This window comes from Jiangella asiatica (assembly GCF_004349065.1).
Taxonomy (GTDB): Bacteria; Actinomycetota; Actinomycetes; order Jiangellales; family Jiangellaceae; genus Jiangella; species Jiangella asiatica.
This window is the reverse complement of the sequence record NZ_SMKZ01000068.1, coordinates 16,185-28,913: the sequence shown is the minus strand read 5'-3', so window position 1 is coordinate 28,913 and position 12,729 is coordinate 16,185. Positions and strand designations below refer to the sequence as shown.

General features: G+C 72.9%; 14 protein-coding genes and 1 pseudogene. 10 read left to right on the top strand and 5 right to left on the bottom strand.

The genetic code is table 11. From position 1 onward, the window contains the following. A pseudogene (locus E1269_RS28960) lies at positions 1 to 546 on the top strand (ABC transporter substrate-binding protein); the annotation flags it as partial. A gap of 239 nt (positions 547 to 785) precedes the next feature. On the opposite strand, the gene zapE reads toward E1269_RS28960, so the two are convergent. After that, positions 786 to 1,829, bottom strand: a complete 1,044-nt coding sequence (gene zapE / locus E1269_RS28950; RefSeq protein ID WP_420810684.1) for a cell division protein ZapE — start codon at positions 1,827 to 1,829, stop codon at positions 786 to 788. A 17-nt stretch (positions 1,830 to 1,846) separates the two neighbouring features. Between zapE and E1269_RS28945 the strand changes: the two genes are divergently transcribed. The 4 genes from E1269_RS28945 to ligD all read left to right on the top strand — a co-directional run bounded on the left by E1269_RS28945 (position 1,847) and on the right by ligD (position 5,358). Next, positions 1,847 to 2,536, top strand: coding sequence for a dihydrofolate reductase family protein (locus tag E1269_RS28945; RefSeq protein ID WP_203434179.1), 690 nt, complete (start codon positions 1,847 to 1,849; stop codon positions 2,534 to 2,536). A gap of 33 nt (positions 2,537 to 2,569) precedes the next feature. Next, complete coding sequence (locus E1269_RS28940) at positions 2,570 to 3,646, top strand: ATP-dependent DNA ligase (protein WP_131901193.1); 1,077 nt, start codon at positions 2,570 to 2,572, stop codon at positions 3,644 to 3,646. 63 nt (positions 3,647 to 3,709) lie between these two features. Beyond that, positions 3,710 to 4,315, top strand: coding sequence for a hypothetical protein (locus tag E1269_RS28935; protein WP_203434178.1), 606 nt, complete (start codon positions 3,710 to 3,712; stop codon positions 4,313 to 4,315). Further along, the gene (gene ligD / locus E1269_RS28930; RefSeq protein WP_131901191.1) at positions 4,312 to 5,358 is read left to right on the top strand and encodes a non-homologous end-joining DNA ligase; all 1,047 of its coding nucleotides are present in this window, start codon (positions 4,312 to 4,314) and stop codon (positions 5,356 to 5,358) included. Before E1269_RS28935 ends, ligD begins: the two co-directional genes overlap by 4 nt. Before the next feature lie 37 nt (positions 5,359 to 5,395). Here the strand turns inward: ligD and E1269_RS33975 are convergent, their stop codons facing one another. After that, positions 5,396 to 5,521, bottom strand: coding sequence for a hypothetical protein (locus E1269_RS33975; RefSeq protein ID WP_275264653.1), 126 nt, complete (start codon positions 5,519 to 5,521; stop codon positions 5,396 to 5,398). A gap of 94 nt (positions 5,522 to 5,615) precedes the next feature. On the opposite strand from E1269_RS33975, the gene msrB reads away from it, so the two are divergent. Both msrB and E1269_RS28920 read left to right on the top strand, forming a co-directional pair. Then, a complete protein-coding gene (msrB, locus tag E1269_RS28925) occupies positions 5,616 to 6,020 on the top strand; it encodes a peptide-methionine (R)-S-oxide reductase MsrB (RefSeq protein WP_131901189.1) in 405 nt (134 codons plus the stop codon). Continuing rightward, on the top strand, positions 6,017 to 6,472 hold the full coding sequence (locus E1269_RS28920; protein ID WP_131901187.1) for a GNAT family N-acetyltransferase: 456 nt from the start codon (positions 6,017 to 6,019) through the stop codon (positions 6,470 to 6,472). Before msrB ends, E1269_RS28920 begins: the two co-directional genes overlap by 4 nt. On the opposite strand, the gene hemQ is transcribed toward E1269_RS28920, so the two are convergent. Further along, the gene (hemQ, locus tag E1269_RS28915; protein ID WP_131901185.1) at positions 6,473 to 7,183 is read right to left on the bottom strand and encodes a hydrogen peroxide-dependent heme synthase; all 711 of its coding nucleotides are present in this window, start codon (positions 7,181 to 7,183) and stop codon (positions 6,473 to 6,475) included. Next, a complete protein-coding gene (gene hemG / locus E1269_RS28910) occupies positions 7,180 to 8,607 on the bottom strand; it encodes a protoporphyrinogen oxidase (protein WP_131901183.1) in 1,428 nt (475 codons plus the stop codon). The genes hemQ and hemG overlap by 4 nt, the downstream gene beginning before the upstream one ends. 172 nt (positions 8,608 to 8,779) lie before the next feature. On the opposite strand from hemG, the gene E1269_RS28905 reads away from it, so the two are divergent. Continuing rightward, positions 8,780 to 9,721 (top strand): DUF4349 domain-containing protein, encoded by a 942-nt coding sequence (locus E1269_RS28905; protein ID WP_131901181.1) that lies wholly within the window; start codon positions 8,780 to 8,782, stop codon positions 9,719 to 9,721. On the opposite strand, the gene hemE is transcribed toward E1269_RS28905, so the two are convergent. Next, positions 9,673 to 10,764 (bottom strand): uroporphyrinogen decarboxylase, encoded by a 1,092-nt coding sequence (gene hemE, locus E1269_RS28900; RefSeq protein WP_420810685.1) that lies wholly within the window; start codon positions 10,762 to 10,764, stop codon positions 9,673 to 9,675. The genes E1269_RS28905 and hemE overlap by 49 nt on opposite strands. Before the next feature lie 74 nt (positions 10,765 to 10,838). Between hemE and E1269_RS28895 the strand changes: the two genes are divergently transcribed. Then, complete coding sequence (locus tag E1269_RS28895; RefSeq protein WP_203434177.1) at positions 10,839 to 11,441, top strand: DUF3000 domain-containing protein; 603 nt, start codon at positions 10,839 to 10,841, stop codon at positions 11,439 to 11,441. Continuing rightward, entirely contained in the window at positions 11,438 to 12,646 is a 1,209-nt protein-coding gene (locus tag E1269_RS28890) for an HRDC domain-containing protein (protein ID WP_203434176.1), read from the top strand. Before E1269_RS28895 ends, E1269_RS28890 begins: the two co-directional genes overlap by 4 nt. Positions 12,647 to 12,729 lie beyond the last annotated feature (83 nt).

Below are 12,729 nucleotides of genomic sequence, written 5' to 3'. Positions count from 1 at the left end.
GCCTACCTGGACTCACACAGCTTCGACCTCGACGCCGCCGCGGCCATGCTCGACGCCGCCGGCGGCCCCCGCCAAGCCGTCGCCGGCGTCGGCGACGAACCCGGCGCCATCGAAATCCTCCAAATCATCCAAGCCGACCTGGACAAGATCGGCTTCGAGCTCACCATCGAGCCCATGGAACAGACCAGGTTCCTCGACGCGCTCATCGCGAGCGAGCTGCAATGCGCCATCGGCGCTCAGCCCAACAACCTGCAGAGCCCATCCCTGATCTCGCGGCCCCGACAGATGCTGGCAAGTGCCGACAACGTGATCATGCGCGATGCCGTGCCCGACGCCTACATCCAAGCCGTCGCCGCCGCCCGGACGGCCGTCACCCCGCAGGCCCAGGAGGCCGCCTACGCGCAGCTCAACGAGGTCCTGGTGGACGAGGCGTGGGCCGTGGGGGTCGCCACCCGCCCGTCCCTGTTCGCCCTGGACGAGCAGGTCGACGGGCTCACGACGGACCCCCGCGACTGGATCGTCCTCGCCGACACCCAGCACGCCTGAGACCGTCAGGCGGGTACGCCCGTCCGCAGCTGCTCCATGAACGCCCCGAACCACTGCGGGTAGTCGGGCCAAGTCCCGGCCGGTCACCGGGTTGCCGTCGACGACCCCGGCGCGTCCACGAACGTGCCGCCGGCGGCTTCGACGTCCGGTGCCAGCGCCGGGTAGGCGGCGCTTCTCCTCGTCCGCCGGGGCGTGCACGCTTGGCAGTCTTCCCCCCGCGGCCTCGCTTGCCAGCGCCGTTACCGCGATCCGAGAGAGGCGGCGCCGTCTCGGCTCAGCGCGGTCAGCCGGCTGATCGCCCGGACGTACTTCTTGCGGTAGCCGCCGGCCAGCAGGTCCGCGGTGAACAGCCGGTCCAGCGCGACCCCGCCGGCGACGACCGGGACGTCGCGGTCGTAGAGCCGGTCGGCGAGGACGACAAGGCGCAGCGCGGTGGCTTGGTCGTCGACGGTGCGCACGCCCCGCAGGTGCACGCGCCGGACCCCGTCGAGCAGCGGTCCGTACCGCGACGGGTGGACGGTGGCCAGGTGGGCGGTGAGCGCGTCGAAGTCGTCGAGTGTGACGCCGCCACCAGTGGCCGACGCGGTCACGACGGCGTCCGTGGCCGGTTCCGGCGCCGTCGGCAGGCCACGATGCCGGTAGTCGTCGCCGTCGACACGCACCACCTGGAACCGGTCGGCCAGCCGCTGGATCTCACGCAGGAAGTCCGCCGCGGCGAACCGGCCCTCCCCCAGCTGGTCGGGCAGCGTGTTGCTGGTGGCGGCCAGCCGGACACCCTGCACGGCGAGCCGGCCGAGCAGGGTGGAGACGAGCACCGTGTCGCCCGGGTCGTCGAGCTCGAACTCGTCGACGCAGACCAGCCGGTGCGTGCTCAGCGCGGTGACGGCGGGGGCGAAGCCGAGCGCCCCGGCGAGGTTGGTCAACTCGACGAACGTGCAGAACAGCTTCTCCCCCGCCGGCAGCGGCGCCGCGTGCCACAGCGACGCCAGCAGGTGGGTCTTGCCGACGCCGAATCCCCCGTCGAAGTACAGCCCGGTGGCCGGATCCACCGCCGGCGACAGGGCTCGGCGACGCAGCCAGCCGCGTGGACGCGCGGAAGGGGCCACGGACGTCGCGAACGACCGTGCCACCTCGACCGCCGCCGCCTGGCTGGGCACCGCCGGGTCGGCCCGGTACGTATCGAACCGCACCGCATCGAACCGCGGCGGCGGCACCATGTCGCCGATCAGCCGCGACGCGGGAACGTCCGGCCGGCGGTCGGTGAGGCGTTCCGGCACGGCCACGATCGTATGGTTCTGCCGTGCAGCAGCTTTATCCGCCCCGATCCGGGCCCGTCGACCTCGAGACCGCCTACGCCTACCCCGACGCCGCCGACGACCGCGCGTGGGTGCGCGCCAACATGGTGACCAGCCTCGACGGCGCGACCCAGGGCCCGAACGGCCGGTCGGCGACGGTGTCCAGCCCGCCGGACCGGGTGGTGCTGTCGCTGCTGCGGCGGCTGGCCGACGTCGTCGTCGCCGGCGCCGGGACCGTCCGGGCCGAGCGGTACGGACCAGCGGACCTTCCGATCGCCGTCGTCAGCGGCCGGCTCGAGCTGGACCCGGACGCGCCGCTGTTCACGCAGGCCACGCACCGCACCATCGTGCTGACCGTCGAGGCCGCGCCGGCCGACCGCCGGGCCGCGCTGGCCGCCGTGGCCGACGTCGTCGTCGCCGGTGAGACCTCCCTGGACGTGCACGCGGCGGTGGACGCGCTGGCCGCGCGCGGTCTCACCCGCATCCTCTGCGAGGGCGGGGCGCACCTGCTCGGGCACCTCGTGGCCGCCGGCCGGCTGGACGAGCTGTGCTACACCCTGACTCCGACGATGGTCGGCGGGCACTCCGCGCGGCTGGTCGAGTCGGCCCTGACCCTGCACAGCACCTGGACACTGGGGCACCTTCTGGCGGCGGACGACACGCTGCTGATGCGGTGGCTCGCGCGCCGCGACTGACCAGGTGTCGGTGGCGTGGTACACACTGGCCTCATGCGACTTCCGGTCCTGCCGCCCGTGGCACCGATGCTGGCCAAGCCCATCAAGGGCATCCCCGACGGCGAGCTCAGCTTCGAGCCGAAGTGGGACGGCTTCCGCTCGGTCATCTTCCGCGACGGCGACGACGTCGAGATCGGCAGCCGCAACGAGCGGCCGATGACGCGGTACTTCCCTGAGCTGGTCGAGGCGTTCCGCGCCAACCTGCCCGATCGGTGCGTCGTCGACGGCGAGATCGTGCTGATCGGCCCGTCTGGCGACCGTCTCGACTTCGAGCTGCTGCAACAGCGCATCCACCCCGCCGCCAGCCGGGTGAAGATGCTGTCTGAGACCACCCCGGCCCGGTTCGTCGCGTTCGACCTGCTGGCCCTGGACGACACCGACTACTCCGCCCGGCCCTTCCGCGAGCGACGCGCCGCCCTCGTCGAGGCCCTGGCCAGTGCCGACGCGCCGGTCCACGTCACTGCCGCCACCACCGACAAGACGCTGGCCGAGCAGTGGTTCCACCAGTTCGAGGGCGCCGGGCTCGACGGCGTCATCGCCAAGCCGCTGGACGGGGTCTACGAGCCCGACAAGCGCGTGATGTTCAAGATCAAGCACGAGCGCACGGCCGACTGCGTCGTCGCAGGCTACCGCGTGCACAAGAGCGGCCCCGACCGCATCGGATCTCTGCTGCTCGGCCTGTTCGACGACGACGGCGTACTGGCCAGTGTCGGCGTCATCGGGGCGTTCCCGATGCAGCGGCGCCAGGAGCTCTTCGAAGAGTTGCAGCCGCTGGTCACCTCCTTCGACGATCACCCCTGGTCGTGGGCGAAGCAGGAGGAGGGCGCCCGCACCCCGCGCAACGCCGAGTTCAGCCGGTGGAGCGCCGGCAAGGACCTGTCATTCGTGCCGCTGCGGCCGGACCGGGTGGTAGAGGTCCGGTACGACCACATGGAGGGCGTGCGGTTCCGGCACACCGCCCAGTTCGTGCGCTGGCGGCCCGACCGCGACCCGTCGTCGTGCACGTATGCGCAGTTGGAGGAGCCGGTGAAGTTCGACCTCGCCGACGTCCTGGCCACCGGGCGCGTTTGACCGGCAGGCGGCGCCGGCCTCGCTTATGCTGCCGGGTCTGAGGGAGAATGAGAGTAGCCCTGTATGGTGCCGGACCATGCCGACGCCGAGCCCGGCGCCGACCCGTGGAGGTGGGCCATGTCCTACAACATCGTGGTGCTCGTGGAAGAGCCCGTCGCAGACTGGGACGCCCGACAGATCGTCGCTTTGCACACGGATACCCCCGAGCCGGTGCGCTACCACGTCCTGATACCGGTCGAGGACGCCGCCAGCCGGGTGGAGTCCACCATCGGATCGCTCGCTGCCAGTGAGGTCATGGGCACGGCGGCCATGTACGTCGACGAGGCCGACCTCGAGCGGGTGCATGAAGAGATCCGCGAGGCGAGCAAACGGGCGCTGGCCGAGTCGCTGCGCGCGTTCGCCGCCGTCGGCGCGCAGGCCGGTGGTGAGGTCACCGCCACCGACCCGCTGGACCGGCTGTGCGCGCTGGTCCAGGAGTGCGGCGCCGCCGAGGTCATCATCCTCACCCGGCCGCACGTCATCGCCGAGCTGTTCCACGTCGACTGGACCGCCCGGGCCCGCCGCCGGCTCAAGGTGCCAGTGCTGCACCTGCTGGCCCGCGGCGAGCCGGACTGGGAGGCCGAAGCCGAACAGGACCAACGCGGCCGCATCGAGAACGACACCGCATGAAGGAGGCCATCGAGGTCGAGGCCGGCGGCCGCGCCGTGCGGGTGTCCAGTCCCGACAAGGTGTACTTCCCCGAGCGCGGCCTGACCAAGCGCGACGTCGTCGAGTACTTCCTCGCCGTCGGCGCCGGCATCCTCGGCGCACTGCGCGACCGTCCCACCACCCTGGAACGTTGGCCGGCCGGGGTCTTCGAGGGCGCCCGCCTCTCCACCCGCCAGGACAACCGCGGCGACGCCTTCTACCAGAAGCGGGTGCCCAAGGGTGCGCCGTCGTGGGTCGAGACCGCGCAGGTCGCGTTCCCCAGCGGGCGCACCGCAGACGAGGTCTGCCCCACCGAGGTCGCCGTCGTCGCCTGGGCGGCCAACCTCGGCACGCTCACGTTCCATCCGTGGCCGGTGCGCCGCGACGACGTCGAGCACCCCGACCAGCTGCGCATCGACCTCGACCCGCAGCCCGGCACCGACTACGCCGACGCGGTCAAGGTCGCCCACGAGGCCCGGGCTCTGCTGCACGAGCTGGACATGGAGGGCTTCCCGAAGACCTCCGGCGGCCGCGGCATGCACCTGTACGTCCCCGTGCAGCCGATGTGGGACTTCGTGCAGGCCCGCCGCGCCGTCATCGCCTTCGGCCGCGAGCTGGAGCGCCGGCTACCGGACCAGGTGACCATGAGCTGGTGGAAGGAGGAACGCGGCGAGCGCATCTTCATCGACTTCAACCAGATGGCGCGCGACCGCACCATCGCCTCCGCCTACTCCGTGCGGCCCCGTCCGCGTGGGACCGTGTCCGCGCCGCTGAGCTGGGGCGAGGTCGACGACGCCCGACCCGAGGACTTCGACATCACCACCATGCCGGCCCGGTTCGCCGAGGTCGGCGACCTGCACGCCGGTATCGCGGAGGCCGCGTTCTCGCTGGAGCCGCTGCTGGAGCTGGCCGCCCGCGACGAACGCGACCACGACCTCGGCGATCTGCCGTACCCGCCGGAGTACCCGAAGATGCCCGGCGAGCCGCTGCGGGTCCAGCCCTCCCGCCGTGCCACCTTCGACTGACCCGCGCCTCCGCCTGACCCGCACCTCGCCGCGCGGCTCAGACGTCGAACAGCGGGATCGGCGCGGCGCCGGCCATCGCGGCCGTGCTGGTCAGGTGGGCCACCCCACTGCTCAGGACGACTGCGACGAACAGGATTCGCCCGATGAGGAACACCACGTCCATGACGCCTCCGATGCCAAGGCCTCCGGCATCATGATTCTCAGCGATCTACGACCCCATGCCAGGATTCCGGACGGACGGGACTAGGTTCGGTTCCATGTCGTACGAGGTGGAGAAGAGCGACGCCGAATGGCGCGCGGAGCTGACGCCCGAGGAGTACCACGTCCTGCGTGAGGCCGGCACCGAACGGGCCGGCACCAGCCCTCTGGAGCACGCCGACGACAGCCCCTTCGTCTACTCGTGCCGAGCCTGCGGCGCAGAGCTGTTCGAGACCGCCACCAAGTTCGACGCCCACTGCGGGTGGCCGTCGTTCTACGCGCCGCTGGCCGAGGACCGCGTCGAGTACATCGAGGACCGCGGCTTCGGCACCGTCCGTACCGAGGTCCGCTGCGCCCGCTGCGGGTCACACCTGGGCCACGTCTTCTCCGGCGAGGGCTTCCCGACGCCCACCGACCTGCGGTACTGCATCAACGGCATCGCGCTGCAGCGGCGCGCGGCATGACCGTCGCCGACGACCTCACCCTACGGATCGCCCGGTTCACCGATCTCGACGCGGCGACGCTGTACCGGCTGCTGCGCCTGCGGGTCGACGTCTTCGTCGTCGAGCAGGGCGATGCTTACCCCGAGCTCGACGGCCGCGACCCCCAGCCCGGCACCGTCCACGTCTGGCTCTCCCGTGGCGACGAACCGGTCGCCTACCTGCGCATCCTCGACGACACCGACGGCGTCGCCCGCATCGGCCGGGTGGTCGTTGCCGCCGACGCGCGCGGGCTCGGCCTCGCCGGCCGGCTCATGTCCGCCGCCCTGGACCACATCGGCGACCGCCCCAGCGTCCTGGCCGCCCAGTCCCACCTGGCCGACTTCTACCGCCGCTACGGCTACGAGGTCACCGGCCCCGAGTTCCTCGACGGGCACATCCCCCACCTTCCTATGGCACGCCCTGCACCTCGTTGATCATGGCAGCGACGTGACGAGCTCGGAGACCTCGAGGCGCCGGCCGGTGTAGAACGGCACCTCCTCGCGGACGTGCCGGCGTGCGGTCGAGCCGCGCAGGTGCCGCATGAGGTCGACGATGCGGTGCAGCTCGTCGGCTTCGAAGGCCAGCATCCACTCGTAGTCGCCCAGGGCGAAGGAGGCGACGGTGTTGGCGCGCACGTCGGGGTAGTCGCGCGCCATCTGGCCGTGTTCGGCGAGCATGGCGCGGCGTTCGGGGTCGGGCAGAAGGTACCACTCGTAGGACCGTACGAACGGGTAGACGCAGATGAAGGCGCGCGGCTGCTCGTCGGCGAGGAAGGCGGGGATGTGGCTCTTGTTGAACTCCGCCGGTCGGTGCAGCGCCACCTGCGACCAGACGGGGTCGAGCTCGCGCCCCAGCGTGGTGGAGCGGAACCGCTGGTAGGCGGCCTGCAGCTCCTCGACGGCGGGTGCGTGCCACCAGATCATGAGGTCGGCGTCGGCGCGCAGCCCGGCGACGTCGTAGGTGCCGCGCACGACGACGTCCTTGCCGGCCAGCTCGTCGAAGAGCGCCGCGACCCCCGCGGCCAGCGCCGCCCGGTCGGCCGCACCCAGCGGCGTGCGCAGCCGGAACACCGACCACATGGTGTAGCGGAAAACCTGGTTCAGCTCGCGGGCCTTGGGGCGGGACGGGGTGGGCGCGTTGCTCATGACTCGATCCTGACACGCCGCTGCGACAGCCGCGCGACCACCCTCGCCGCGGCGTCTCGGGCCGACCCGATGCAGGCCGCGACCCCGACGCCGTCGTACACGGCACCACACACCGCGAGCCCGGGCACGCCGGCGACGGCGGAGTGCACCCGCGCGACCCGGTCGAGATGGCCGACGGCGTACTGCGGGAGCGCGCCGCCCCACCGGGTGACCCGCGCGTCGACGATCTGGCCGGTCAGCCCGACGGCGGTGCCCAGATCGGCACGGACCGCCGCGACCAGCTCGTCGTCGTCGCGCTGGAGCTGCTCGACCTCGCGGTGCCGGCCCAGCGACGCGCGCAGCAGCACCAGCTCGCCGGTCCGCGAGCCCAGCCACGGCCACTTCACCGACGAGTACGTCACCGCCTTGATGGTGCGGCCGTCCACCGGCGGCACGAGGAACCCCGACGACGACGGCGGCTGCGGGAACGCGGCGGCCGGCATCGCGAGGGTCACGATCGCCATGCTCGCGGCGTCGATCTCGGCCAGCGACGCCGCCGCGGCGGGCACCACCGACGACAGCAGCCGGGCCGAGGCCGTGGCGGGGGTCGCCACCACGACCGCGTCGACGTCCACCGCGGACGGGTCCGGCACCGGCCCGGTGATCAGCCGGAAGCCGTCCGACCGGCGCTCCAGGGAGCGCACCGTGACACCGGTCCGCACGTCGGCACGAGCCGCCGCGGCGACCGCGCCGGGCAGCCGCCCCACCCCACCACGCAGCCCGGCGAACACCGGCCGCGACTCCGTCGGACCCTGGGCCGACGCCGGCCGAGTGGCCGCGGCCGCCGCCGACGCCAGCGACGGATGCGTCCGCGCGGCCGCGGCCAGCGCCGGGACGGTCGCGTCCAGTGAGAGCTCGTCGGCGCGACCGGCGTACACGCCGCCCAGCAGCGGCTCGACCATCCGGTCGGCCACCGCGGCGCCGAACCGGTCGCGCACCAGGCGGCCGATCGCGACGTCGGACTCCAGCGGCATGCCGTCGGGCGCGGCGTCGGCGGCCCGGGCGGCGTCGACCTCGGCCGTCGTCAGCACCCCGGCCAGTCGCGCCGGGTCGGCCGGGACGCCCATGACCGTGCCCGCGGGCAGCGGGTGGATCCGGTCGCGGCTCCACAGTCCGGCGCCCACCGGGGCCGGGTGCACGACGTCGTCGGCCAGGCCGACCGCGGCCGCCAGGTCGACCGCCTCCGGCCGGCGCGCGAGCAGCGACTCCGCACCCTCGTCGACCGGGTGCCCGGCGACGTCCGACACCCGGAGGTGACCACCGACATCGGGCTTCTTCTCGAACACGATGATCTCGGCGGCCGGGCCCAGCGACTGTCGCAGGAACCACGCCGCCGCCAGCCCGCTGATGCCTCCGCCGACAACGCCGACCCGCACTGCTGTCACGCCCTCCAGGATCGCACCCGCTCACCCGCGAACTGGCCCCAGGTGCTCGCCGCCTGGCCGACACCGTCGTGACCTGCTCGTTTCCCGATCGTGACCGCCTGAGCGGCAACCGAGCGCGCGCTGCCCCCGTCCCACCCGTGACGGCAACGGCCCACACCTTCGGAGGGGCATCATGCGGCGACAGACGACGATGGGTGCGATCGGGACGACCTTGGTGGCGGTGCTCGCCCTGGGCGCTTGCGGTGCCGGCGGGGACGACAGCTCGTCCGCCGGCGACGGCGGAGCACAGCAGGCCCCGGCCGCTGAGCGACCCGATGAAGACGATGCGGCGGCCGACGACGCCGCTGACGCCGCCGCCCCGGCCGAAGGCGACACCGCTGAGAGCGGCGTGCTCAACGCGGCCCAGTCCCTGACCGACCGGGAGATCATCTACACCGTCGACCTGACCATCACCACCGACGACGTGCCAGCCGCCGCCGACCAGGCGGCCGCCATGGTCGCGGCCGCCGGCGGTTTCGTCGCCAGCGAGCAGGTCAGCGGCGACGACCACGCGACGCTGACGCTGTCGGTGCCCTCCGACGGTCACCAGGAAACCGTGACGGAGCTGGAGGCGCTCGGCGAGGTCACCGACCGGTCCCGAAGCACCGAGGATGTCACGCAGGAGGTCATCGACACCGCGTCGCGTATCGAGTCGCAGCGCGCCAGCATCGCGCGCATCCGGGCGCTACTGGCCGAGGCGACCGCGCTGGCGGAGGTGGTCGAGATCGAGTCCGAGCTCGCCGGGCGCGAGGCCGACCTGGACGCGCTGCTCAGCCGGCAGGAGCAGCTGGCCGGGCTGACCTCGATGGCGACGGTCAACCTCACGCTGCATGCCGCCGGCGAGGAGCCGCCGCCGGAGGAAGACGAGGACGATGGCGGGTTCCTGTGGGGCCTGTCCGGCGGCTGGGACGCGTTGGTCACCGTCGGCGGCGGGCTGCTCACCGTGGTCGGCGCGGCACTGCCGTTCGCCGTGGTCGCCGCCGTGGTCGCGGTCCCCGCGTACGTCGTGATCCGGCGGCGACGGGGTCAGGCCGAGCCGGGCGGCCCCGCCGCCTCCGAGGCGCCCACCGCCTGAACCTGCTCCACCACCCGGGCCAGCACGTCCGGGTCGGTGCCCGGGAGCACGCCATGGCCGAGGTTGAAGATGTGTGCCGGCGCGCGCCGGCCCTCGGCCAGGATGCGGTCGACCTCACGCTCGACGACCGGCCGGTCCGCACCCAGGATCGCCGGGTCGAGGTTGCCCTGCAGCGGCTTGCCGGGCACCCGCAGCGCGGCCTCGTCCAGCGGCAGCCGCCAGTCGACGCCGACGACGTCGGCACCGGCCGAGGCCATGAGCGGCAGGAACTCCGACGTCCCGACCCCGAAGTGGATGCGCGGAACGTCCAGGACACTGTCGAGCACGGTGGCGCTGTGCGGCAGCACGAACTTCGCGTAGTCGGCGGCCGACAGCGCACCGGCCCACGAGTCGAACAGCTGCACAGCACTGGCACCGGCCCGCACCTGTACGTCCAGGAAGGCCGCGGAGATGGCTGCGACCCTGCTGAGCAGCTCGTGCCACACGTCAGGGTGGCTGTGCATCAGCGCCTTGGTGGCCTCGTGGTGCTTCGACGGGCCGCCCTCGACCAGGTATGACGCCAGCGTGAACGGCGCGCCGGCGAAGCCGATGAGCGGAATCGGCCCCAACTCGCCGACCAGGGCGCGGACCGCTTCGTCGATGTACGGGACGTCGTCGGGCTCGAGCGGGCGCAGCTGGTCGAGGTCGGCGCCGGTGCGGATGGGGTGCGCCACAACGGGTCCGACGCCGGGCTTGACGTCGACGTCGACGCCGACGGCCCGCAGCGGGACCACGATGTCGGAGTAGAAGATCGCGGCGTCCACGCCGTATCTGCGCACCGGCTGCAGCGTGATCTCGGTCACCATGTCCGGCCGGGTGCACGACTCCAGCATCGGCACGCCCTCGCGCAGCCGGCGGTACTCCGGCAGCGAGCGGCCGGCCTGGCGCATGAACCACACAGGTGGACGGCTCGTTCGTTCGCCGCGTGCGGCGCGGGCGAACAGGCTCTGAGCCGGGTCGGCGGTCGTGGAAGGGGAGCTGGACGGGTCGTCGTCGAAGGTCACGGTCACATCACTGATGGTCGCATGCCGGGCGTGCCTGCCTGACGCGGCCGCCAAACGGGCCTAGTCTGCCAATTGTGGCAAGGAGCACCGAGGGCCTCCAGCCCGGGGTGCCGGCTGTCTTCGAACGTGCGGTGGAATCGTTGCACTCGGCGCAGTTCCGGTCAGAGGTCCACCTCGAGGAGACGGCGGCCCCGAAGCGGCTGGCCCCGCACACGCACGCGCTGAGCGCCGACGTCTTCGTCGAGGATGACGACGACGAGGCCACCGCGACCGGTCGCCTCGTGCTGCTCTACGACCCCGCCGGCCAGGAGGCCTGGCACGGCGAGTTCCGGCTCGTGACGTACCTGCGTGCCAGCCTCGAACCGGAGATGGGCAGCGACCCGCTGCTGCTCGCGGTCGGCTGGACCTGGATGATCGACGCCCTGGCCGCCCGCCTCGCGCCCTACACCGCGGCCAGCGGCACCGTCACCCGCGTGGCGTCGGAGGGCTTCGGCGGCATGGCCGGCGAGCTGGCCAGCGCAGAGATCGAGATCCGCGCGTCCTGGACGCCGCTGGACCCTGACCTCACCCCGCACGCCCTGGCCTGGGGCGATGCTCTCTCCACCGCCGCCGGCCTGGTGCCGCTGCCCGCCGGCGTCGTCGCCATCCCGCAGACACGCCGTAGGCGAAGCCCTTGACCAGCGACGAATCCAAGCCGTTGCTCGAGCCCCGCGACGGTCTGCCCGAGGTCGTCGTCGATCAGGCGACCCTGCGCGCGACAATCGACGCGTTCGCGGCCGCCGACGGTCCCGTCGCCGTCGACGCCGAACGCGCGTCCGGCTACCGCTACGGCCACCGCGCCTATCTCATCCAGTTGCGTCGCGCCGGTGCCGGAACGGCGCTGATCGACCCCATCGCGCTGCCTCGGCTGGCCGAGCTCGGCGAGGTGCTGGCCGACGCCGAGTGGGTGCTGCACGCCGCCTCGCAGGACCTCGCATGTCTCGACGAGGTCGGCATGCGCCCGACCCGGCTGTTCGACACCGAGCTCGCCGGCCGGCTGTTGGGCCTGCCGCGCGTCGGCCTCGGCGCGCTGGTCGACAGCGTTTTGGGTTACACGCTCGAGAAGGGCCACTCCGCGGCGGACTGGTCCACCCGGCCGCTGCCCGAGGACTGGCTGCGCTACGCCGCCCTCGACGTCGAGCTGCTCATCGAGCTGCGCGACGTGCTGGAGCAGCAGCTGCGGGCCGCTGACAAGCTGGACTGGGCGCACGAGGAGTTCGGCGCCGTCCTCGCGGCCCCGCAGAACGAGCCCCGCGCCGACCCGTGGCGGCGCACGTCGGGCCTGCACCGTGTCCGCGACCGCCGCCGGCTCGCCGTCGTCCGCCAGCTCTGGGAGGCCCGCGACGTCCTCGCCCAGCAGCGCGACCTCTCCCCCGGCCGCGTCCTCCCCGACGCCGCCATCATCGAGGCCGCGCTCACCATGCCGACCAGCGCCGAGGCGATGGCGGCGATGCCGGTGTACCGCGGCCGCTCCCAGCGGCGCGAGCTGTCACGATGGTTCGGCGCCGTGGCCGAGGCCCGCGCCATGCCTGACACCCAACTGCCGCCGCAGACCGCGCCCTACGACGGCCCTCCCCCGCCGCGCGCTTGGGCGGCCCGCCAGCCCGACGCCGCGGCCCGGCTCACCGCCGCCCGGGCCCGGGTCGCGAAGATCGCCGACGAGCTCGAGCTGCCGGTCGAGAACCTGCTCACGCCCGACACGCTGCGCCGCGCGGCCTGGGCGCCGCCGGAGCCCGTCACGGCTGAGACGGTGGCCGAGGCGTTCCGGTCCCGCGGCGCACGCGAGTGGCAGATCGCGCTCACCGCCGCCGCCGTCGCCGAAGCCTTCAACCACCCCGTCTGACCCACCCCCCGTCTGGGGAATGATCACGTTCAGCACGAGATCTCGTGTCACACCACGATCGCGAGCATGGTGAGGCGCGAGGA

What these genes read in the sequence shown, in the direction of transcription:
- E1269_RS28920 (WP_131901187.1), top strand. Translation starts at nt 6,017, where the DNA reads ATGACCGTCGCCGACGACCTCACCCTACGGATCGCCCGGTTCACCGAT.
- E1269_RS33975 (WP_275264653.1), bottom strand. Translation starts at nt 5,521, where the DNA reads ATGGACGTGGTGTTCCTCATCGGGCGAATCCTGTTCGTCGCAGTCGTC.
- E1269_RS28905 (WP_131901181.1), top strand. Translation starts at nt 8,780, where the DNA reads ATGCGGCGACAGACGACGATGGGTGCGATCGGGACGACCTTGGTGGCG.
- ligD (WP_131901191.1), top strand. Translation starts at nt 4,312, where the DNA reads ATGAAGGAGGCCATCGAGGTCGAGGCCGGCGGCCGCGCCGTGCGGGTG.
- hemQ (WP_131901185.1), bottom strand. Translation starts at nt 7,183, where the DNA reads ATGAGCAACGCGCCCACCCCGTCCCGCCCCAAGGCCCGCGAGCTGAAC.
- msrB (WP_131901189.1), top strand. Translation starts at nt 5,616, where the DNA reads ATGTCGTACGAGGTGGAGAAGAGCGACGCCGAATGGCGCGCGGAGCTG.
- E1269_RS28940 (WP_131901193.1), top strand. Translation starts at nt 2,570, where the DNA reads ATGCGACTTCCGGTCCTGCCGCCCGTGGCACCGATGCTGGCCAAGCCC.
- E1269_RS28935 (WP_203434178.1), top strand. Translation starts at nt 3,710, where the DNA reads ATGGTGCCGGACCATGCCGACGCCGAGCCCGGCGCCGACCCGTGGAGG.